General features: G+C 50.5%; 20 protein-coding genes and 1 pseudogene. 1 reads left to right on the top strand and 20 read right to left on the bottom strand.

Annotated elements, in window-relative coordinates; all coding sequences use genetic code 11:
• Window positions 1–243: 243 nt before the first annotated feature.
• Window positions 244–720 (bottom strand): cell wall hydrolase, encoded by a 477-nt coding sequence (locus tag L1N85_RS13835; RefSeq protein WP_235239429.1) that lies wholly within the window; start codon window positions 718–720, stop codon window positions 244–246.
• A gap of 386 nt (window positions 721–1,106) precedes the next feature.
• On the bottom strand, window positions 1,107–1,901 hold the full coding sequence (locus L1N85_RS13830; RefSeq protein ID WP_235239426.1) for a helix-turn-helix transcriptional regulator: 795 nt from the start codon (window positions 1,899–1,901) through the stop codon (window positions 1,107–1,109).
• 421 nt (window positions 1,902–2,322) lie between these two features.
• Here L1N85_RS13830 and L1N85_RS13825 point away from each other — a divergent pair, with 421 nt between their 5' ends.
• Window positions 2,323–3,783 (top strand): sulfatase family protein, encoded by a 1,461-nt coding sequence (locus tag L1N85_RS13825; RefSeq protein WP_235239423.1) that lies wholly within the window; start codon window positions 2,323–2,325, stop codon window positions 3,781–3,783.
• 5 nt (window positions 3,784–3,788) lie between these two features.
• Here L1N85_RS13825 and L1N85_RS13820 read toward each other — a convergent pair whose 3' ends face one another.
• The 18 genes and pseudogenes from L1N85_RS13820 to L1N85_RS13735 form a co-directional block, all read right to left on the bottom strand.
• Complete coding sequence (locus L1N85_RS13820) at window positions 3,789–3,995, bottom strand: hypothetical protein (protein WP_235239420.1); 207 nt, start codon at window positions 3,993–3,995, stop codon at window positions 3,789–3,791.
• Window positions 3,996–4,129: 134 nt separating this feature from the next.
• Window positions 4,130–4,362: pseudogene (locus L1N85_RS27610) on the bottom strand (aromatic amino acid lyase); the annotation flags it as partial.
• A gap of 31 nt (window positions 4,363–4,393) precedes the next feature.
• Window positions 4,394–5,275, bottom strand: a complete 882-nt coding sequence (locus tag L1N85_RS13810; protein WP_235239416.1) for a cell wall hydrolase — start codon at window positions 5,273–5,275, stop codon at window positions 4,394–4,396.
• 151 nt (window positions 5,276–5,426) lie between these two features.
• Window positions 5,427–7,031 carry a GMC oxidoreductase gene (locus L1N85_RS13805; protein WP_235239412.1) on the bottom strand — a complete coding sequence of 535 codons (1,605 nt, stop codon included), beginning with the start codon at window positions 7,029–7,031 and terminating at the stop codon, window positions 5,427–5,429.
• A 229-nt stretch (window positions 7,032–7,260) separates the two neighbouring features.
• A complete protein-coding gene (locus L1N85_RS13800; protein WP_235239407.1) occupies window positions 7,261–7,491 on the bottom strand; it encodes a hypothetical protein in 231 nt (76 codons plus the stop codon).
• A 91-nt stretch (window positions 7,492–7,582) separates the two neighbouring features.
• On the bottom strand, window positions 7,583–8,794 hold the full coding sequence (gene cntE / locus L1N85_RS13795) for a staphylopine family metallophore export MFS transporter CntE (protein WP_235239402.1): 1,212 nt from the start codon (window positions 8,792–8,794) through the stop codon (window positions 7,583–7,585).
• A 16-nt stretch (window positions 8,795–8,810) separates the two neighbouring features.
• Window positions 8,811–10,010 carry a staphylopine family metallophore export MFS transporter CntE gene (cntE, locus tag L1N85_RS13790; protein ID WP_407946418.1) on the bottom strand — a complete coding sequence of 400 codons (1,200 nt, stop codon included), beginning with the start codon at window positions 10,008–10,010 and terminating at the stop codon, window positions 8,811–8,813.
• Window positions 10,007–10,831 (bottom strand): ABC transporter ATP-binding protein, encoded by an 825-nt coding sequence (locus L1N85_RS13785; RefSeq protein ID WP_235239395.1) that lies wholly within the window; start codon window positions 10,829–10,831, stop codon window positions 10,007–10,009. The genes cntE (L1N85_RS13790) and L1N85_RS13785 overlap by 4 nt, the downstream gene beginning before the upstream one ends.
• A 16-nt stretch (window positions 10,832–10,847) precedes the next feature.
• Complete coding sequence (locus L1N85_RS13780) at window positions 10,848–11,696, bottom strand: ABC transporter ATP-binding protein (RefSeq protein ID WP_235239469.1); 849 nt, start codon at window positions 11,694–11,696, stop codon at window positions 10,848–10,850.
• Between the two features lie 23 nt (window positions 11,697–11,719).
• Window positions 11,720–12,535, bottom strand: a complete 816-nt coding sequence (locus L1N85_RS13775; protein WP_235239390.1) for an ABC transporter permease — start codon at window positions 12,533–12,535, stop codon at window positions 11,720–11,722.
• Window positions 12,532–13,473, bottom strand: a complete 942-nt coding sequence (locus L1N85_RS13770; protein WP_235239387.1) for an ABC transporter permease — start codon at window positions 13,471–13,473, stop codon at window positions 12,532–12,534. The genes L1N85_RS13775 and L1N85_RS13770 overlap by 4 nt, the downstream gene beginning before the upstream one ends.
• Before the next feature lie 5 nt (window positions 13,474–13,478).
• Window positions 13,479–15,137 (bottom strand): nickel ABC transporter substrate-binding protein, encoded by a 1,659-nt coding sequence (gene nikA, locus L1N85_RS13765; protein ID WP_235239382.1) that lies wholly within the window; start codon window positions 15,135–15,137, stop codon window positions 13,479–13,481.
• 164 nt (window positions 15,138–15,301) lie between these two features.
• The gene (locus L1N85_RS13760) at window positions 15,302–16,309 is read right to left on the bottom strand and encodes a sensor histidine kinase (RefSeq protein ID WP_235239378.1); all 1,008 of its coding nucleotides are present in this window, start codon (window positions 16,307–16,309) and stop codon (window positions 15,302–15,304) included.
• Window positions 16,310–16,496: 187 nt separating this feature from the next.
• A complete protein-coding gene (locus tag L1N85_RS13755; RefSeq protein WP_235239375.1) occupies window positions 16,497–18,035 on the bottom strand; it encodes a xylulokinase in 1,539 nt (512 codons plus the stop codon).
• 13 nt (window positions 18,036–18,048) lie between these two features.
• Window positions 18,049–18,699 (bottom strand): fructose-6-phosphate aldolase, encoded by a 651-nt coding sequence (fsa, locus tag L1N85_RS13750; protein WP_235239372.1) that lies wholly within the window; start codon window positions 18,697–18,699, stop codon window positions 18,049–18,051.
• An 89-nt stretch (window positions 18,700–18,788) separates the two neighbouring features.
• Window positions 18,789–19,802: an ABC transporter substrate-binding protein gene (locus L1N85_RS13745; RefSeq protein ID WP_235239370.1), complete on the bottom strand. Its 1,014-nt coding sequence runs from the start codon at window positions 19,800–19,802 to the stop codon at window positions 18,789–18,791.
• 72 nt (window positions 19,803–19,874) lie between these two features.
• Window positions 19,875–20,864: an ABC transporter permease gene (locus L1N85_RS13740; RefSeq protein WP_235239366.1), complete on the bottom strand. Its 990-nt coding sequence runs from the start codon at window positions 20,862–20,864 to the stop codon at window positions 19,875–19,877.
• Window positions 20,864–22,384, bottom strand: a complete 1,521-nt coding sequence (locus L1N85_RS13735) for a sugar ABC transporter ATP-binding protein (RefSeq protein WP_235239363.1) — start codon at window positions 22,382–22,384, stop codon at window positions 20,864–20,866. The genes L1N85_RS13740 and L1N85_RS13735 overlap by 1 nt, the downstream gene beginning before the upstream one ends.
• Window positions 22,385–22,670 lie beyond the last annotated feature (286 nt).

Genomic DNA, 22,670 nt, shown 5'->3' with positions numbered 1-22,670 from the left:
CTTACAGAATCATATGCTCCCGGCCGCTTCTTCATGCGCTGTCTGCTCCGGCCAGCAAGTGCTGAGAGCATGAAGTTACTGTATAAATCCATCATAGCCCGCCAAACAGGGCTTGGAAGCGGTAAGCAGCAGGTTAGATCCAGGGGTGACCCGGAGGAGAGGCTTAAGACGCGAGTATGCGAAAAGGCTGCCCTAGGCGCTTCTCCTGCCAGGTTTCATGCAAAACTATGTAGTCGGTTTTAATTATTTGGCAAAAACATGATTTCCGATAATGACGGTAACTTCTTTGCTGCGCACCCACTGGTTGTCCGTTTTACCAGGATTGTAGAACACAACGGCACCCTTGCTCGGATCTTCCCCGTTCAAAGCTGCTTGAACCGCTTTTTTCCTCTCAGCGCTTGGCGTTACCTCGTAGATTCGTTTGTCGAGCACCGGCGAGTATTGATAGTAGGATATGCCGTTATACTTGGTCACTTGAAAGATCGTATCTTGAATCGTCATCGGCCAATCCGGGCTTTTTACCCGGTTAAGGATGGAAGCGGCTACCGCCGTTTTTCCCTTGTAGCTTTCACCGCCCGCTTCCGCTTCGGTGACCTGGTACAGCCATTTCAGATCCTCCTGCGAAACCGGCCCCAAACCAGCGGTGGACCCTGCAACACTTTGATTATGTATTCCGTCCTGGCCGGACGTGCCGGTCGTACTGATATTGGTTTTTTTCAACCTGGCATCGTAATAAACTTCCAGCCCAAGCTTCCTAGCCGTATAGGCAAGCGGGACATAGATCCTGCCTCCGTCATTGACCGTCGTTGTCGGCAGCTCATCCCGCCGCCATTGCTCCGATTGCCGCAGCCCGTAATCCGCAAAGCTTGCGCCGGATGGAAAGCCGATCGTCGCAAGTAATTACCCGGATAATTTCCTCATCGTTTCTATCGCCTCCTACCTGTCCTACTCTACTACAAACCAAATAGTAGATTCCATGGTAAAAAGAGGAGATGGCTCAGTCTTTGCCGCCTGGTCATATTAGCATATGAATGGCTTTTCCATTAATCGTGTTCAAGAACGAGCCCACCTCTATATGTGGGAACGGAAATATAGCGGCTGCACGCTTAAGGGAAAAGCTGAGATTGATCACCTTGAATGATGAATTCGGTAGGAGACATGCCGCTGTGCTTTTTGAATATCCGGAAAAAATAAGACGTGTCGTAGTAGCCTAAATACTGGGCGATGTTCGTCACCGTCATGTCGGAGTTGAGCAGCAGGTTGCAGGCTTCCATGACGCGGAGCTGGTGCATATATCGGATCGGCGAATGGCTGTACACCTCTTTGAACAGGGCCGTCGTGTAATTCGGCGAACGGTGGATCAGCCTCGCCAGCTGCTCGATTTCGATCGGCTCGCGGTAATGCTCGAGCAGATACGTCCTCACGATCTGCGCGTATTTTTGCTTCATCGGCGCAAGCTCCGGCTTCTCCATCTCGCGGGCCAGCAAGCCGATCAGCTCCTGCATAATTCCGAGGCAAATAAAGGAACGGAAGCTTTTGCCGCCTCTCATCTCCTCGTACAGCCGCTCGCAGCGATGGGAAGCATATTGGAAATTGGCAATTTTCAGCTTGATGAATCGTCCCTGGTCCAGGAAAGGAATCCCCGTGCTTAAACCGGTATCCAGCTTGAACAGGATCGTATGCTTCTGATGGGGGCTGTCCATGTAATTCGCGCCGCTTCTTCTCGTGGACTTCGGAATGAACAGAACATCCCCTCTCTCCGCCACGACCTCATCCCCGTTGATTTCATATTTGACCTTCCCCTCCCTGACCAATACAAGCACGTTGTACCCGATCGTTTCCATATACGTCCGCCAATCGGGAATGAAATAATCGAAATGTACACTCATGATTTGAATCACGCCTAGCACCTCTCCACTCGAATGTAGATAGAATCCTATCATATCAGCCTTTTTCCGTAAACAACTTCTTTCACATCGCTCACAAGAAAAAATTTACCAATAGAAATGTACATCAAAAATGTGAAATGTACGTCGACACACGGGAAAAAGATATCCTATAATGCAGCTACAGCCATTAAAGAAAGCGCTAACATAATGTAGATGAGACAAAGGGGATCATCTTTCTAAATGCGCTGGGGAATTCACCTACTTTAAGGAGGGGTTTCATTTGAAAGGAATAAAGAAAGGATTATGGGGTTAATGGATTGGAGTGACAGCATTAAGACCGTTCGGGAGGAATTCCATAAACAGCGTCATTCTTCCATCGAGTTAGTTAGAGTTCATGCCAAATATTAAGAACATTGGAAAGGATTTGAACAAAATGAGAGTTTTATTGCTGGATTTGGATTCTACAAGGCCGGATCATTTGGGGTGCTACGGCTATCATCGGAACACCTCCCCTAACATTGACAAAATAGCCTCGGAGGGTGTCCGGTTCGAAAACTACTACACCTCCGACGCTCCCTGCTTCCCTTCACGCACAGCCTTGATGACCGGGCGGCTCGGCATTCATAACGGCGTCGTCGGCCATGGCGGAACAGCGGGCGACGTACGGCATGAGGGTCTGGAACGCGGTTTCCGCGACAAGCTGGCATCGGAGAGCTTCCCTGCCCTATTCCGTAAGGCGGGCATGCGGACGGCGCTCGTCAGCCCGTTCGGCGAGCGGCATTCCGCCTGGACCTTCTATGCCGGCTTCAATGAAATCCATAATACGGGCAAAGGCGGCATGGAATCCGCCGAGGAGGTTACACCTGTCGTTCTGGATTGGATCGACCGCAACGCCGAGCAGGATAACTGGATGCTGTACGTCAATTATTGGGATCCCCATACCCCGTACCGGGCGCCGGAAGCCTTCGGCAATCCGTTCCAGGAGGAGCCGCTTCCCGCATGGATAACGGAGGACGTATTGGAGGGTCATAAGCGTAAGGTAGGCCCGCATAGCGCGAGCGAAATCAACATGTACGACAACGGCACATCGGCGGATTATCCGCGCCATCCCGGCGAGATTACGTCAATGGAAGAACTGCGGACCATGATTGACGGCTACGATTGCGGCATCCGCCATATGGACGACAATATCGGAGCCCTGTTCAAGCTGCTGGAGAGCAAAGGCCTCATGGAGGATTTGGTCGTCATTATTACGGCGGACCATGGCGAAAATATGGGCGAGCTGGGCATCTATGGCGAGCACGGCACGGCCGATCAGGGCACCTGCCGCATCCCGATGATTATCCGCTGGCCGGGCTTGCAGAGCGGCATTGCCGACCAAGGGCTTCATTATCATCTGGATCTGCTGCCGACAATGGCGGAGCTGATGAATCTGCCGGAGGCGCCAAGCTGGGACGGCAGAAGCTACGCGGACACCCTGAAGACCGGCGGGGATACCGGCAGGGATTATCTGGTCGTGTCGCAGTGCGCCCACGTCTGTCAGCGCAGCGTGCGCTTCGGAGATTGGCTGTACATGCGAACCTATCACGACGGCTATCATCTTTTTGACAAGGAGATGCTGTTCAATCTTGCGGAGGACGTGCATGAGCAGCATAGTCTGGCTAAGGAGCGGCCGGACCTGTGCAGGGAAGCCGTCTATTGGCTGAACGAGTGGCACGATGAAATGATGGCAACGATGCCGCATGACGTCGATCCGCTGTGGACGGTGATCAAAGAAGGCGGCCCTTACCATGCCAAAGGGCATTTGCCTCCATATATCGAACGGTTAAAGGCGACGGGACGTGGCGATGCGGTTCCGGAATTGATGAGGCGGCATCCTCGCGAAATGGCATAATGCTCTTAAGTACTATCATCATTTTTTCGAAGAACCGGGGCAATCGAAATATTCACCCGGACCTTCGAACGTGAATTTATCCATTCCTGATGGAGGAATGGACCGACGATATTAGCCGGATCAAGACGAACTTTGTAAGCGGTCAGGACCGGTACCGGTATAACGATACCGTAATTGGCGAAATCCCGCAGCAAAAAAACCGTATTGTACAAATAAAAAGGCCCATATTACACTAGATGTGTAATATGGGCCTTTTCACTTTTCGGGAGAAAGGAATGATCCCTCTCATGAACCATCCGGTGCAGTTGTTCATCGATTCTCTGAACATCGAATTTCATCACCTTGCGATAGGCTGCAAGCCGGCTCTCGCCATCGCTTCGCCTCAGGCAGACGTTCACCGTGATAAAGGGCTTCTCCTTCACCGACGAGCACGAGAGCCAGATGCGCCAAGCGAGCCTTGCTCCGGAATGACCGGCGTGACTCCCGCATTCAGCATATCGGCAAGAAGCTGAACAACGCCCAGAGCGCTAAGGCGTTCACGCGCAGCAGCATCATCGCTCTAACGGGGCTTCCTCGACCGATATGCCCAATACGATGTAGTCTGTTTTAATTATTTGGCAAAAACATGGTTGCCGATAATGACGGTAACTTCTTTGCTGCGCACCCACTGGTTGTCCGTTTTATCAGGATTGTAGAACACAATGGCACCCTCGCTCGGATCTTCCCCGTTCAAGGCGGCTTGCACCGCTTTTTTCGTTTCCTCGCTTGGCATAACCTCATAGATTCGCTTATCGAGCACCGGCGAGTACTGATAGTAGGACTTGCCATTATAATGAGTCACCTGAAAGATCGTCTCTTGAATCGTCTTCGGCCACTCCGGGCTTTTTACCCGGTTAAGAATGGAAGCGGCTACCGCCGTTTTTCCCTTGTAGCTTTCACCGCCTGCTTCCGCTTCGGTGACCTGGTACAGCCATTTCAGATCCTCCTGCGAAACCGGCCCCAAACCGGCGGTGGACCCTGCAGCACTTAGACTATGTATTCCGTTCTGGCCGGTCGAGCTGATCGAGGTTCTCTTTGAACGTGCATCGTAATGAACGTTTAACCCAAGCTTTCTAGCCGTATAGGCAAGCGGGACATAGATCCTGCCGCTGTCATTAATCGTCGTTGTCGGCAGCTCATCCCGCCGCCATTGCTCCGATTGCCGCAGCCCGTAATCCGCAAAGCTTGCGCCGGATGGAAAGCCGATCGTCATGCTGCTTCTGCTAATAACGGCCGAGCGGTATTTCTCACTCCAGCTCACGCTTGCCTTCATGCTTCTGAAAAACGCGGCCGGCACCATCTGACGGTCATTTTGCATCATCGTGGATGTCTTAACCGGCGAACCGTCCACATAAATCGTTGTGCCGGGCGCGCCCGCGGCATACAATCCTGTTGGCATCAACAGTATACCGGCTATACAGGTTGCAAGTAATCTCTTGAAAAATTTTTCCATCGTTTATATCGCCTCCTACCTGTCCTACTCTACTACAAACCAATTAGTAGATTCCATGGTAAAAAGAGGTATATATCATTCCTTGCCTTCACCCATAATTTTAAAAAGGTCGTCCCTCATTAGAGGACGGCATCAATTTCTACTGAACATTTCAAACATCCAATTGCCGGGCAACATAATCCGCCGTACGAATCGCCAGTGCAACTGTAGTCAATGTTGGATTGGCAGCTCCTGTGTTAGGTAATACGCTGTTGTCAGCGATATAGAGGCCGGACATTCCGTGAATTTGACCGTATCGGTTTGTTGACGAGGTAGACGGATCATCGCCCATGCGGCACGTTCCCATTACATGATAGTCGCTTCCGGGAAGTGGTGCACAGATTTCAGGCTGCTTGCTTGATCCTAAGACAGCAGCAGCTTTATTTATTCGATCCGCCAATTGGGCAATGACAGACTTATCTTTTTCGCTGAAAGAAAAATGAACTTGAATCTCCGGCACTCCGTAATGATCCCTTCTGTCAGGATCCAGGAAAAGCCTGTTTTCATAACGGGACTCCACCTTGCCAAAAGCGTAAGTTTCAACATGATATTGTGCAATTTGATCCAGAGTTTTATATCGTTCGGAGATGTCAAACTGGATTTGATCGAGACGATTTTCCGTTTGCGGTATCAGAAGATGAATCGTTTGCAAACTATTTCCTGTATCACGCAGTGGTTGATTGACTTGGAAACTGGATCTCAAAAAAGAATGATTGGTTAAAAAATGACCGATCGCTCTTCCTCTTATCCCGGAGGAAAGTAAGAGGCGCGGGGTTTGAAAAGCGTTTGCTGAAATGATTACGTTTTTTGCTTTTAATTCATAAGCTTTCTTCTCAGGCGTCATTACTTTAATCCCGGTGACTTTTCCTTGATCGGTGAGTATTTGTACGGCTCTGGCGTTGATCGCCAAATCGAACGGCCGCTGCATGAAGGCTGAGGCTAAAAACGAAATGGAGCTGAAATATACGACTGGGCCATATTTGGCCGGTTCCAGATTTACTGCCCGCGGAGTGACGGTGGCTTCGGGAAAACCACCCTCCCATAGACGGGTAAGGAAGGCATCGGACAGCGGATACTTCGTCTTAGTAACGATCATTTCCTGTTCGGCGATATTATAATATAACTCTAATTCTTTTCGATCTATAGGATAATCGAACCATTCGGAAACGGACATGCGAGGGCTTGCCAGGCCCCAGAACAAATTCATGCCTCCAAGACCAATCACTTCTCTCGCACCTGGCAAGTCAGGAAGAAAATGGCCAATAGGCCTTGAAATTTTTGGATTTAAAAAATACTCACCCGTAAAAGTACGAAGGTTGCCCGCATGGGTTTGCAACAATATCGGCCCTGCTTCCACAACGCCGATCTTTTTGCCGGTGTTCTTCAGTTGTTCACATAACCTCCAGATTGCCGCCCCGCCGCCTGCCCCTGTTCCAACGACGAGCACGTCATAATCGGTTCCAACCATTTGATCTATCGAAACTAGCGGAATAAATTCATTCTGCAATTTCCCCGGGACCTGAGGAGTACAAGAAGGGATACCGGTGAGATTTCTGTTTTGTACTGCCCAAAAGGGAACTTTCACTTTATTTCCGCCGATATTTAGATCGGTCCCGGAAATGTGCGGATTGAGGAACATAAGCTGCTCTAGTTCGACCCGAAATTTTTTCGCGATGATACGGAGTGTATCTCCATTCAATGCCGTAAATATTCTCATTATTTTCTCAGTCCTTTACTGACGAATCCTTATAGGATGAATATTTACAACCATTCATTTTTATGTTCTTTTTTTAAATTCAACACGGTTTTTCGGTGTTGGGGTACCGCCAAATGCCTGAAGAAGCCGTACTAATGAGCAGCTTTACGCTGCTCATTAGTACGGCTTCTTCTTGTTCTTTAAATCATTCTAGTTAACGGCCGGCAGCTCCTTTAATTTCCGCTCCAGCTCACTTACCTCTGCCTCGGTCAAATCCAGCTGCGGTGCCCTCATGTACCCGACGTCGATGCCTCTCAGCTTCAGCGCTGACCTTAGTTCGGAAGGTGCTTAGACTGCTGAGCGGAGCGATCTTCTCAAACACAATGGAGTCATCGACATGATCGATATAATCGATCAGTTCCGCATCAAATCCGAGTGTGTTATTATAGTGATAGGGTAGCAGCTCAAGCTGCAATTCCATGGAAATGCACCTCGCGAATGGTTAAATTGATGGTAGGAGTACTTCCATTTTACCATTTTCGCCCCGGTGCATTTTTGTTTTTTATGCGATTTTAAGAGCTTTTTGAACAGGCTCTAGTAGTTGCCTCAACAAATATTTTTCGTCGGTCATAGGAAAAAATGACCATTGTCACAGCTAAGATAGCGCAAATCATATATACGGATGAGTATGAAAAAAGGTCAGCTAAAGGTCCCATAATGACTCCGCCCAGTGAAACCCCCAAGTCAGCCATCGCAATGAATAAACCAAGCAGCACATTACGATTCACCTGCGGTAAAACAAAGGTCAAGTAGGTGGTTAACGTTGGATATATAAGTGCTTGCGCTATCCCCATCAAAATAGCGCCAAGATAGAAAAAGATAGGCCCACCCGTTATAGAATAGCTTACACATTGCGCCGAGATTGCTAATACAAGCATCGTCCCCATGATAAAAGAAGAATGCCATTTGCCGTCTGAAGGAATTTTTTTTCTTAAAGTAAACCGCGCAAAGACAACAGTACCCGCCTGAAGCATGAGATAAATTCCGGCGTTACCGCTTTTTAATTGCAAAGCATATAAGGGTATAAAGGTTGTAATGGCCCCAAAGATAATGGAAGATGTCAACATCAATACACTGCATTTAAACAAAAACGGATTTTTCACTAATTGATTAAATGATGTAAACATATTGACTCTCTGTTCAGTATGGCTCGCAATAGGTTGATCAGTGTTTTTGTCCATTTTAGCACTATAACCGAATAGACCTGTAGAGATAGCGATTACTATCATCACCACTGTAAAGTAATTCATATCCCCGGTTTGCCATATCCCTAACGCTAGTAATGGACCAAGGATTCCCGGAACATAGGAAAATAACGAATAAAGTGAAATGCCCTGTGAGCGATCCTCCTCTGGCAGAGCATCAATAATGCCTATCTGCAGTGCCATTGAAAAGAACGCTGTCGATACACCCTGCAGTATACGGGCGAACAAATACCCTTCTAATCCAGTAAACGTATAGAGTATTAAAGCAAAGCCATTTATAATTAGAATAATTCGTAATACTTTTATAGGCCCATGCTTTTGAATCATTTGACCTGCCCAAGGCCGAAAGAACATCGTGGTAAATAAATAGGCCCCCATGATGATCCCAATCATTGTATTACTGGCACCTAATGATTCTCCGCGTAATGGGATTATGACATTCAGTATAGAGTTGGCACTAAAATATAGAAGAACCAATAGATACAAACGTAAAAATGGCCAAGACAATGCTCCTCTCACACCTTCTCCCCTTTCTTTAAGAAACGGCACCTCTGTCCTTTACAATGATTACCGTTTCCTTCCGTTTTCCCCAAACGAACATAGTGGCAGCCAAACCAATAATTGAACAAGCAAAAAACATGGACGAAAAAGAACTGCTCTGTATAACGAATCCCATAACAAAGCCGCCAGAGGCAAAGCCTAAATCATAAGAAGCAAGAAAAACACCGAGTAAAATATGCTTCGTTTCTTTTGGAATGGCAAAGGACATATACGTGACGATCGTTGGATACAGCATCGCTGCAGCCAAACCATTAAATATTGCTGATACATAAATAAAGTGACCGATTTGCGGCATGAGTGTCAGCAAGCTTGTTCCAATGACTGAGCTTACGAGTACCATCGACATAAAACCCGGATGCCATTGGCCATCAGAAGGGATCGATTTCCGAAGCAAAAACCGGCTCACCACCACGACAATAGCCTGTAAAAATAAATACAGTGCTGCATTGCCATAGCCTGTTGTCACCATATACAAGGGCAAGAAGGTTGAAATGGCTCCAAAGACCGTTGCACCGATGAGCATGACAAAGGCAGACACCACTAAACCTCTATCTCGACAGGCATCCTTGAACGCGGCAAGCATCTCTCGAAAAGTAAAGCTGCCTTTATCCTCTTTTGATGCAGGCAATGGGGCACCGTACACAAATAAAAGGGGAAGCACTGCCAAGGCGCCCACTAAAACTAAAATATAAAAATGATCATATTGAGTCCAAAGCAAGAGAGCTATGGCAGGTCCATATAAGCCTGGCAGCACAGTAGATAAAGAATACATGGACATGCCTTGTCCTCGATCTTCATCTCGCAAAATAGCGGCCACGCCAATTTGCATAGACATCGAAAAGAAAGCCGTCACGACACCTTGAAGTGCACGGACGATATACAAGCTCTCCACGCCTAGCCAAACATATAACAGCAAGGCTAGCGCATGACCTATTAATAACCATTTCATGATCGTCAACACACCATACTTGGCAACCATTTGACCTGCCCAGGGCCGCAGCACCATACAAACAAACATGTACAGTCCCATCATGATGCCGATTTCACCTTCCCTAAAGCCATGCTCCGCTGCCTGTAAAGGGAAAATGACGGTCAGGACAGCATTTGCTGTAAAGAAAAGAAGCGCCAGTGCATACATTTGAAGCATTTCTTTAGAGAGTGGACCTGTTTTTATGATACATACAATCCTTTCTTTACCGGGTACTCCTCCTTAGCCTGCTGAGTTACAATAGGAAGCTGAGCTTCTATTAATCTTCGACTGGCAGGATGAGTCAGTTGATCAAAATCCTTCACGTGATGCGCAAAATCTACAACTTCTCCCTTATCCAGCACAGCGACCTCATCCGCAAACCATTTTACCGCATGCAGATCATGTGAAATAAAAAGATAGGTTAAGTTTAATTCTTGTTGTAATCGTTTTAACAGCTTCAATATACTAATCTGTACGAGTACGTCCAAACTATTAATCACCTCATCCAAGACGATGACCTTTGGCCCAATCGATATCGCCCTTGCAATGGTGATCCGCTGAAGCTGTCCGCCGCTGAATTGATGGGAATACTGCTCGCCAGCTTTTTCGTCTAGTCCAACCGCTTCAAGCAGCTGCTTCACTTTTTCATTGATTTCTGCGGCGGAATACTGGAAGTGGACGCGCATCGGTTCAGCAATCACGTCTCTAATCTTCATTCGGGGATTGACGGCGCTATACGGGTCTTGAAATACGATTTGCATATCTCTGCGCAGCCGCTGACGCTCCTCGCGACCGGCTTCATGCAGGTTGCAGCCTTGGAACAAAACGCGACCTTGATCCGGCTTTTCGAGACCGATCAACAGTTTACCCAGCGTGCTTTTGCCCGAACCGCTTTCCCCTACTAGCGCAAAACAAGTTCCTTGCTTGATTTGCAAGGAAACGTTGCGCACCGCCTGTACGTTGTTTTTCCGTCCCCGCCATTTCCCTTCACGAAACTGCTTCGACACGTTAACGAACTCAATCATTGGTTCCCCCTCCATCTTACTGCCTAACCCAATAGCCAGGCTGACATTCAACTAAAGGCTCCACAACAGGCTCGTCATAGTGCTCCACAAGCTCATCCAGGCTGCGGCCCGTTTCCTTCACGGCCAGCAAAGCCTGTGTGTATGGATGCAGCGGATTATGAAGGACCAAGGCGGCCGGGCCGTATTCGACCATCTTCCCGCCTCTCATGACGATCAGCTCATCGGCTGCTCTGGCAATGACCCCTAAATCATGAGATACAATCAGCATGCTCGCACCGGAATTTTGCCGATAAGCCTGCAACTCATCCAGGATGAGCAGCTGCGTCATCGTATCCAGAGCGGTTGTCGGCTCATCCGCGATCAGCAGCGACGGTTCATGACTAACCGCAATGGCAATCATGATCCGCTGCAGCATCCCGCCGCTCAGCTCATGAGGGTATTTATTCAGCACTTGACCGCCTGGCAGCCGATAACGCGCCACCTGTTCAAGCGCCCTCAACCTCGCTTCTTTCTTACTTACATCTGAATGGGCTTGCAGCGTCTCAACAAAATGGTCCCCAATCGACAGCATAGGGTTAAACATGGACATCGGATTCTGCATAATCAGGGCAATCTCTTTTCCCCTCAGATTACGCATCTCTTTTTTACTTTTATTGAGAAGCAATTCACCCTTATAGAAAATATCTCCTTCTACCCTGCGGCTTTGATTGAATAGCCCGATGATCGTGGTGCAAATCATCGATTTTCCGCTGCCGCTTTCCCCAACGATCCCTACAACTTTCCCTTTCGGAACTTGAAAGCTGATATCCTGTACAACCTGAACTTCATCTCTCTCATGTTGTACATATACAGAGAGATTTTTCACTTCTAGCAACGGAATCCGCCTCTCTACAACGTTTTTGGGTCCAAGGCATTGCGAACGGTATCTCCAAACCAATTAAAGATGAGCACCGTCAAGGAGATCATGACGCCCGGTATAAACATCAGCATCGGGTTGCTTAGCAAATACGTTTTGCTGTCGCTAATCATCATCCCCCACTCTGCCATTGGAGCCGTCACGCCCAGTCCTAAAAAAGACAGCTCGGATATAAGCAAAATGGTAGAACCGAGGCCAATTAATTTCAGCAATAAGATTTGCGGAAAAACAAAGGGAAGGATATGAACCCGCGCAATGTTAAGTCGGGAAACGCCCGTTACCTGAGCGTACTTTACATATTGAGCTTCTTTCAAACTTAGCACCATATTGCGAATCAAGCGGGCATACCAAACCCAAGTGACGCAAACAATGCCGATAAACATATTGAACAGGCCGCCGCCCAGCGTTCCTACAATAACAAGAGCAAAAATAAAGTTAGGAAGCGCAAGTAAAATATCACAAAGGCGCATTAACACCGTGTCGACGAGCCCCCCAATGTAACCGGCTGTGATCCCGACTGCAAGACTAATGATTATGGTTACGATCAGAATGGAAAAGGTGGTAAGCAGGGATACTTTCGCGCCCGCGATCAGCCTTGATAAAATACAGCGCCCTAAATGGTCCGTGCCTAAAGGGTAGGCGGCTGAATAGCCTTGCAGCTTCATCGCAATATTCGTCGCATAGGGATCATTAGGCATGAGCAAAGGCTCAAATAAGGCCATAATGACAAGTAAACCAACAAGCGAACTGCTAATGATGAGCGGCAAGCGCTTGTTTCTCTTGATCATTGCTCTCCCCCCTTTAGACGAATACGCGGATCGATCATAGCACAGACGATATCGGCTGCAAAGTTAATGACAATGTAAAAGAAGCCTATGAGCAAAATAAAACCCTGCAGTACAACATAATCGCGGGCTTCCATGGCAACAAGAATATACCTTCCTACCCCTGGAATTGTAAATACGACCTCAACGACCGCAGCTCCGCCTAATAAGATGCCGCACGACATCGCTAGTGAGGTTAATAAAGGAGGCAGCGTTCCCTTTAGCAGATAATTACGTATAATGACGCTCTCTTTGAGACCGCGTGCCCGAGCGTACAAAACATGCGGCTGCTGCATTTGCTCAACGATGCTCGTTCGGATTAATCGAATATAATAGGGGCATAACCCGAGCGCCAATGTTAATGACGGCAAGATCATATGCTGCCAGGTTCCCCACCCCATTAACGGCAGTATTCCCCATTTTAACCCCACGACGTAGATTAAAATAAAAGCTAACCAAAAACTAGGCATTGAAGCGATCATAAAAATCGTTGTGCGTGTAAGCCGGTCAAACAGGCTGGAATGCTTTACCGCGGATAAAACCCCGATGCTGACACTTATGCAAACGACAAAAAATAAAGCTGCTGCGGAAATCCTTAGCGTGACCCAGAGCTTTTTAATGAGGTCATTCGCTACATCGGACTTTGAACCAAACGATTTTCCAAAATCAAACTGCAGTACATGCCAGATCCAATTCGCATATTGCGAAAGCAGAGGCTTGTTAAGCCCCTGCTCTTCGCGAATCGCATCCATCGCTTCCTTGCTTGCCGGCAGTTGATTTATGGCAAAATAAGCTTCGACAGGATCAACGGGAATGACCCGGATCAAGAAAAAAGCTAGCAGGGATACTCCCCATAACGCCAATACCATGCTCCCGATCCGTCTTGCAAGAAATCGCGACATCGTCGTTATTCCTTTAATTCATAAAGTGAAAGCGGCACTTCGTACTGATGGGGAGTAAACTGCAGCCCCTTGACACGATCATTCGCTACCAAATAATTAGTACGGTAGGAAATCGGAATAAACATGGCTTCTTCATGAATGCCTCGCAGAATCGATTCATATAATGCCCGGCGTTCGTTTTCATCCGTTGTGCGTATCACTTTTTCAACATTGGCTGTAAAAGAAGAAGAAATCGCTGTGCCTTTCTGCACATAGTAGCCTAACTGATTCTCGCCAATCATCGTGCGGATAAACATATGAGGATCATAAGGCACACCCCATGTGTCATTGAAAGTGAGATTGAATTCTCCCTCTCTAGCCATCTGGGTATACATTTGAGATTCTTCCGCTTGCAGTTGTACATCAATCCCGATTTCACGCCAAGCGCTTTGCAAATACTCTAGTAAACCTTTATGAACCACGTCTGTGCTGCGATATGGAATCGTGACTTGCAGAGCTTGATCGCCTTTCATCCGGAATGGCTTTCCGTCTACAACTTTCCATCCTGCATGATCAAGCAGCCGCTTCGCCTCTTCGATATTATACTCATATAGTCCTACCTTAATATCGCTGTAAGGGAAACCCGGCGAAAATAACGATTGCGCTTCCTCTTCCAGCCCATTCAGTAAATGTTCAACGATGGTCTTGCGGTCCATCAAATGCTGCAGGGCTAATCGAACCTCTTTCTCATTCGTCGGAGCTATCGTAGAGTTGATTGCAAGCACTCTCGTTGACAGCGGACCCGAGATCATGGCCTGGTACTGGCCCTTCTGCTGCAGCGTTTGATACTCGACTGGAGCAAGCTGACCGCTTCCGAAAATTAAATCAATCTCGCCTTTTTCCAATGCCATAATTCGTGTTTGGGAGTCTGGAATGAACTTGATGACAACCTTCTTAATTTTAGGCTTGTCGCCCCAGTAGTTATCGTTGCGGGTAAACTCGGCATGACTGCCTTGCACATGATCGGTCAAAATCCACGGACCTGTACCGATCGGCGCTGAAATTTCCTCTGCCGTTGAGCCGCTCGCAGGAAACCCTTTATCGCCCAGCATTCTTAATGGGCGGATTAGCGTTAATTCCTGCAGGAAAGGATAATAAGTCTCTTTCAAATCTATTTTCACAGTTAAATCATCGATTACTTCAACTTTCTCAATGATGCTTACAGCTTCCAGCCAGCTGTGCCGATCCATATTTTGAAGAACGGCTTCTACATTTCGCTTTACATTCTCCGCTGAGAGGGTGGAACCGTCTGAATACATTACGCCCTCACGCAGCGTAAAGGTATAGCTCTTTCCATCCTCTGAAACCTGCCATTCTTTGGCCAAGGCCGGTTGAATCTCTCCGTTATCCCCGTAGCTTACAAGCGAATCATAAACCATCGCCTGAGCAAACATTTCACTAGGAGCATACAAATGCGGATTTATGGGTCCAAGATCCAACGGCCATGACAATGTCAACGTTTCGGTATTTGCAGCTGTTTCGGTGTTTGCTGCTTGCTGCTCGCTTGTCTCTCCACTTCCACAAGCTGCCGTTAAAAGCACAAGACAAGAGACAATCACGAATACAGCCAGTTTTCTCAATCCTTCACTCATCCATCGTTTCTTTTCTGCTACATCTCTCACCATTTACCCCACCAATCGTAATGATTACTATTATCATTCATTGATTACACCACAATTATTAATAATTGTAAAGCATTTATATTTAAGCTATTAACAACCTAATAGTTAATAATAGCTATCACCTGTTATTTTATTTCATGTCCAAGTATATTCTATACTCTGTGACTTTAACATGACTCGATAGGGCTATAGACCTTGTCGATCAGCTCTTCGATTTGCTCGGCCATTTCGTTAAAGCTGCTGAATAAATACTCAAACTCGTTGTTGGGCCGCTGTACATTGCGATAGAGCAGCAGCGTCGCTAAAACGCCGAGCGCCATCAGCAAGCCGATCGATATATAAAATAAATTCCGGCTTGTATGGATAGGCGCAAAAACACTTTCCAAAGGCACGATATCAACCAAATACCATCCGATGCTTTCTGAGCGAATATAATTCACGATATATTGCTGCTGTGCTATAGAAATGTTCAGACTGCCGCTCGCAGGCAGCTGCTGACGCTCCAGCTCCGCCACCGTCTGGGTGACCAGCTTATAGTTCGCGCTGTAATTGATAATCGGTTCGAGTCCGGGATGATACAGAAAAGGCTCTCTTGCCTCTCCCTGCTGCAAGGAGTTAAGCATGTTTTTCAAATTTACGTCGGAAAATCTAACCTCGACCAGCAAGTCAGGCATATCGGATTGTTGGATTCTCGAAAAGAGCAAATCCTTTATTCCGAACGACAGCTTGCTTTCATGCGACCATTTCCCGAGCTCCCGCCCGCTGATTTCTTCTGCGTCATATTTGGCTGAATAGTCCGTCGATATGACTTCCTTGGAATCGCGCAAATAAAGGATGATCTGATTGCTCCACGCGCTTGTCGTCGTCTGCATATTCAGCATGTCGACTATTCGGGCATGCCTCTGCAGCTGAGTAAGCGGCTCGTTGTTATTTCGGCCATTCAGATACTCCATAATGCTGTAGTCCCGACTAGCCGTAATCGAATGCTTCATCAGCTGATCGATCATCATATCCATTTGACTCATGAAAAAAGCGAGCCGGTTTCGGTTTTGATCCTCAATCGTCGCTTTCACGACGTTAATGCTCACTTGATTGGAGTAACTGTACAGCAATATAATCGGAACGAGCAAAGCGATGATGAGGGCGATTACTTTCCGGTAAGTCGTCATTTTCATTTGGCTACTCTCCCACGGTGAAATTAACTCCTAAGATATCTCTTTATAGTCAAAGAAACAAGAATGGATTGTAAATTTCCTCTACATGTAAGCATGAAAAGGCTGCCAGGGCGTTTGCCTGGCAGCCTCATCTTTTGTGTGTTCGCGCTAAGGAAGTCGTGTTCTCGGTAGTGGTGCAACCGCAGACTTAGGTTCTTAGCCGTTCCAACGCTCCGTATTCGTCTTTCAACACCTCATATAATCGATTGTACAATCGGTACCCCTCTTCGTACACCTTACTGCCCTCCGCATCCGGCAGGGTGACTTGCATGTCGCGCCGCAGCTTCGCGGCAGCGTCGCCGTAGCCTGTATACATGCCGGCGGCGATGCCCGCCGACATGGCCGCGCCGAGCGACGTCGCTTCGCCCGTCTGCGACGGTACGTCTATCGGCTTGCCGAGCACCGCGGACAGCACGCTGCGCCACACGGCGCTCCGCATGCCGCCGCCGATGACCGTGTACCGGTCGATGGCGGCGGACTGCTCCAGCACTTCGGCGATGCTGCGCAGCCCGTAGCTGATTCCTTCCATGACGGCGCGCAGCATATCGAACCGGGTATGGCCGATCCCGAGTCCGAAAAACGTTCCGCGCGCGTCCTTGTCCCAGAGCGGCGAACGCTCGCCCATCAGATACGGGTGGAACACAAGTCCGTTCGCGCCCCACGGCAGCTTGCGAAGCTCCTGTTCCACCGCCTCGTAGGGCGATTCTCCGCTGCCGCGTCCGGCTTCAAAGTCCGCCAGCTCTTTGGCGGCAAAGCTGCGCACGGCCCATTCATAAGCGGCCCCCGCCGTCTGCATCGTGCCGAGCACGTTGTAGCTGTGCGCATCCGGGCCGCACATGTTAAAGACGCGCCGCTTTTCGTCGATGACAGGCTCTGCTGCCGTACGCGATACCCAGGCGGTCGTGCCGAGGTAGATATAAGCGTCACCGGTACGAACGGCTCCGGCTCCGAGCGCAGCGCATGAGCCGTCGCCTCCGCCGATGACGACCGGCGTGCCGGCTAGCAGTCCTGTCGCCGCAGCGGCTTCTGCCGTCACGCTTCCCGCAATCGCCGATGACGGCAGGATGTCCGGCAGACGGCCCTTGGGGACCGCGAATTCGTCCAGGATGCCGTCCGCCCATCCGCATGCGCCGATATCGAACAAGCCGGTCAGCGACGCGTCGGAGTAATCGGTCGTGCCCAGGCGGCCGGTCATCCGGAAGACGAGATAATCCTTCGCTTGAATAAAATAAGCCGTCCGCCGGAACACTTCGGGCCGGTTCTCCCGCAGCCAAAGCAGCTTCGGCAGCGGGTAATGACTGTCGATCCGGTTGCCGGTGATTCCGTACAATTGCTGTTCGCCGATCCGTTCGAACATACCGGCCTCGAGCGAAGCGCTCCGCGTATCCGCATGAATCAGCGCCGGATGCAGCACTTCGCCGCCGCTGCCGACCGGAACGACGCCCATCATATGGGCACCGAACGCGACGGCCTGAATCGACCCGGCGTCAACCCGCTCCAGCACCTGCCGGCTCGTGCGGACAACGGCGTCCCACCAATCCGCCGGCTGCTGCTCGGCCTCGCCGCCGCTGCGGATTTGCGTCGGGTAGACGGCCGTCGCGCCAGCCACGAGCCGTCCTTCCGCATCGAATATGGAGCACTTATGACTGGATGTGCCCAAATCATGGGCCATAAGATAAGCCGCCATCTCCCGATCCCCCTTAGATTCCGGCTTCCTTCCAATCCTGAAGAAACCGGTTCAACCCGATCTCCGTCATCGGATGATTCAGCATGGCCTCCAGAACCGGATACGCCATCGTTACCGCATCGACGCCGACCCGGAACATGTCGAGCACTTGACGGGGGCCCCGGATACTCGCGGCGATCACCTTCGTGTTCATCCCCAAATCCTTATAGGCCTGAACGATATCTCCGATCAACGCTTCGCCGGACCAGCCCACGTCGTCGACCCTGCCCAGATAAGGGCTCACGTACGCTGCGCCCGCTTTGGCGGCAATAATGGCCTGAGGCACAGAGTAGACAAGCGTCATATTGGTCTCGATGCCTTCCTTGGACAGGCGGCTTGCCGCCTTCACGCCTTCGGCCCCCATCGGCAGCTTCACGACGACGCGCGGCGCCCAGGCCTGCATCTCCTTCGCCTCCGATACCATCGTATCCGCATCCGTTCCGATCACCTCGCACCACACCTTGCCTGGCGCCTGTACGAGCTCGGCAATACTGCCGATCGTTTCTTTAAAGGGGCGCTTCTGCTTGGCGATGATCGAAGGGTTCGTCGTTACGCCGTCGAGGATGCCGAGCGAGACGGCTTCCCTGATTTGCGCCAGATCGGCTGTGTCCACGTAAAGTTCCATCTACATTCCTCTCCTTTATCCTATCGTATGCATGTCCGCTTAAAAAAGAAAAGCGAGTAGCCAAACCCCGCTTTTCTCCCGCTTATGGATTACTCGTACAGAACCGCTTTGATCTCTTCGTTATCGATATTAGTTTTGTCGTACCAGTAGAAACCGGTATCAATGTTCGCTTCGACGGCTTCGCCGTTCACGGCGGCTACCGCCGCTTTCACCGTTTCGTAGCCGATGCCGATCGGGTTCTGAGTAATGGCGCCCGCCATCGCGCCGCTCTTGATTGCGTCGATTTGCTGCTTGCCGGAATCATAGCCGATGACCGTGATTTTACCTTCCATGCCAAGCTCGGATACGGCGTTGATAACGCCGATGGCGGAGCCTTCGTTGGCGCCGAAGAAGCCGTTCAGATCCGGGTTGGCCTGCATGATCGCCTTCGCAAGGTCGGTCGATTTCAGGTGATCGCCTCCGCCGTATTGGATGTCGACGATTTTGATATCGGGATATTTGGCTTCAATCTGCTTCACGAAGCCGTCGCGGCGGTCGACGCCTGTACGGCTCGTTTGGTCATGCACGATCAGCGCCACTTTGCCTTTACTGCCGATCAGCTCTGCCATCTTGTCGGCTGCCAGGCCGGCCGCCGCAATGTTATCGGTCGAAGCCGTCGTGACCGGGATATCGCTTTCCACGCCGGAGTCAAAGGCGATCACCGGGATTTTCGCGTCTTTCGCCTGCTGGAGCAGCGGGATCGACGCCTGGCTGTCCAGCGCCGCGAAGCCGATAGCGCTTGGTTTCTTATCGAGCGCGGCTTGCAGCATCTCAATCTGCTTGTCGACCTGCGCCTCGGTCTCGGGACCTTCGAATGTAATTTCCACGCCCAGCTCGTTCGCCGCTTTCTCGGCACCCGTTTTCACCGCTTGCCAGAATTGGTGCTGGAAGCCCTTTGAGATGACGGGAATATACAGCTTCTCCCCGCCTGCGGCAGCCGGCTCGGCATTCGCGTTCGACGCGCCTTCTTTGGCATTCCCTGCGTTGTTGTTTCCGCCGCCGCAAGCACTTAGAACGGTTACCGCAACTAGCAGCATTGAGATCAGAACGGACATCTTTTTCATACCGGAATCTCCCCTTAGTTTGGTTTATTGTATGAAAACTCCCGAAGGACCGGGAGGCATTGCCGGATTCCCTTACTTCTTGCGGCGGCGAAGCATATCCGCGTATACCGCCAGCAGGATGACGAAGCCTACCACGACAGTCTGCCATTCCTGCGGAACGGACATGATGCGCAGCCCGTTGGTGAGGACGCTCATGATAAGTGCGCCGATGACGGTGCCGATGATCGTGCCTTTGCCGCCGCTGAGAGACGTTCCTCCAATGACGACGGCCGCAATCGCCTCCAGCTCGTAGCCCATGCCGAGTGCAGGCTGCGCGGAGTTCAGGCGGGAAGCCATCAGCACGCCGGCAAGACCGGTAAACAAACCGGTAATCGTATAAATGATAATCTTCCATTTGTCCACGTTCACGCCCGACAGGCGGGTCGCTTCCTCATTGCTGCCGAGTGCGAAGTTGTAGCGGCCGACAATCGTCTTTGCCAGCAGAATGGTGCCGATGATCGCGGCGAGGAAGAAAACCAGCACCGCATTCGGTATTTTGAAGCCCGGAATGATCGAGTTCAACAAGGAGCCTAGAGCGATCTCACGGAATACCGGCGTGTCGTTGAAGTAGATCGGCTTTGTGCCCGAGATGACGAGCGCAAGTCCTTTGGCGATCATCATCATTGCTAGTGTGGCGATGAAAGGCGGTATTTTCAGCTTCGCGACGCTGAGCCCGGATAATAACCCGCAGAAGGCGCCGGTCAGAATGCCGCCAAGGATGCCAAGCGGTACCGGCACGCCCCAGAACGTGATGAACACGCCGGTCATAACTGCGCTGAGCGTCATCACCGTACCGACGGACAAGTCGATGCCCCCGGTTATGATGACGAATGTCGAGCCGAGTGCCAGCACCCCGATGACCGCAGTGGAGAGCAGAATCCCGACGATGTTGGAGAAGCCGAAAAAATTGCTCGAAGAGAGCGAAAAGAACACGACCAGCACGACCAGGCTCGCAAACGCCAGCAGCTGCTGCAGCGCGCCCGATTTGAGTTGAACCGGATTGCCGGCTACGGAAAGCTTCATTATAGTGCCTCCTTCAATACTCGCTTAGTTGCAAGCTCCATGATGCGCTCCTGCGTCGCTTCGGACCGCGAAAGCTCGCCGGTAATGCGGCCTTCGCACATGACAACGATCCTGTGGCTCATCCGGACAATTTCCGGCAGCTCGGAGGAAATCATAATGATCGATTTGCCCTGCTCCGCAAGCTCGTCGAGGAGCTTGTAAATTTCGCTTTTCGCGCCAACGTCGATGCCGCGGGTCGGCTCGTCGAAGATGAGGATGTCGCAGTCCCGCGTAAGCCATTTGCCGATGACGACCTTCTGCTGGTTGCCGCCGGACAGAAATTTCACAACCTGATCCACGCCGGGCGTTTTCACCTTCAGCGTTTCCACGACCTTCTCGGATGCCAGCCCAATAGCACCGTCCCTCATGAAACCGAGCGGTCCCGAATACGATCCGTAGCTGGCGACCGCAACGTTTGTCTTCACGTCCATATCGACCATACAGCCGAACCGTTTGCGGTCCTCCGACAGATAGCCGATGCCGTGCCGGACCGCGTCGTACGGGCTTCGGATGGCAACCTTGCGGCCGTGGACGGCCATTTCGCCCGAATCGATCGGATCGGCGCCGAATACCGCCCGCGCCATCTCGGTGCGCCCGGCCCCGACCAGACCGGCAACCCCGAGTATTTCGCCCCTGCGAAGCGAAAATCCGATGTCTTTCAGCACGCTGCCGCGATTTAAGCCTTTTACTTCCAGTACGATCTCTTCACTTGCCGCCTTGGTGTCAGGCACCGACTCGTGGTAGACGGCTCTGCCGACCATCATCGAGATGATCTGGTCGGTCGTCACCTCGTCCGTCCGCACCGTATCGATATAGGATCCGTCGCGCATGACGGTGATCCGGTCGGTAATCCGCTTCAGTTCGTCCATCCGGTGGGAAATGTAGACGATGCCGACTCCGTTCCGTTTCAATTCCCCGATGATGACGAACAAATCCTCAATCTCGCTGTCGCTCAGCGCCGCCGTCGGTTCGTCCATGATGAGCACCCGGGCGTTGAAGGAGAGCGCCTTGGCGATCTCGACCATCTGCTGCTTGGCGACCGTCAGCTCCGATACCGGCTGGCGCGGATCCAAATGCAGATTCATCCTCCGGAACAGCTCCCGCACCTGCTCATGCAGTTTATTTTCATCCAGAAACAGCTTGAATGCCCGCCGCGGCTCCCGGCCGATAAAAATGTTCTGCGCGACGGTCAGGTCCGGCGCCAGGTTAAGCTCCTGGTGGATCATGCTGATGCCGAGGTTCTGCGCCGTTCTCGTATCGGGAATTTCGGTTTCGCTTCCCAGGTATACGATCCGGCCTTCGTCCTTCTGATAGACGCCGGTCAGCACCTTCATCATTGTCGATTTGCCTGCCCCGTTCTCGCCGACCAGAGCGTGAACCTCTCCGCCCAGCAGCTCAAAGCGGCAGTTATTAAGCGCTTTCACGCCAGGAAATGATTTGGTTATGCCCTCCATCAAAATCAGCTGTTCCCCATTCGTCATCTTGCCACCCCGCTTATGTTTCTCGGTTATAGTCCCTATTGTAAGAGAAGCGGCGGAGAGCAGGAATTGAATATCTTCTTCAAATAGGTAACTATTTTCCGATTCGTGCAGAAAGAGGGGCCATTACAAAGGACCGTATCAAAAGACGCAGAATGGCGGGGCCAGGAAGAAGTTACTGGAGTAATCCAATATAGAGCGCCAAATGGAGGGTCCGAGGGGAAAAGTGAAAAAGGGTTGCCCCACATGCAGGTTTACCTACATTGGGACAGCCCCTTCCGTGTTTATC

The organism is Paenibacillus alkaliterrae, from assembly GCF_021532375.1.
GTDB classification, from domain to species: Bacteria; Bacillota; Bacilli; order Paenibacillales; family Paenibacillaceae; genus Pristimantibacillus; species Pristimantibacillus alkaliterrae.
The sequence above is the reverse complement of the archived record's forward strand: the minus strand, read 5'-3'. Positions and strand labels throughout refer to the sequence as shown.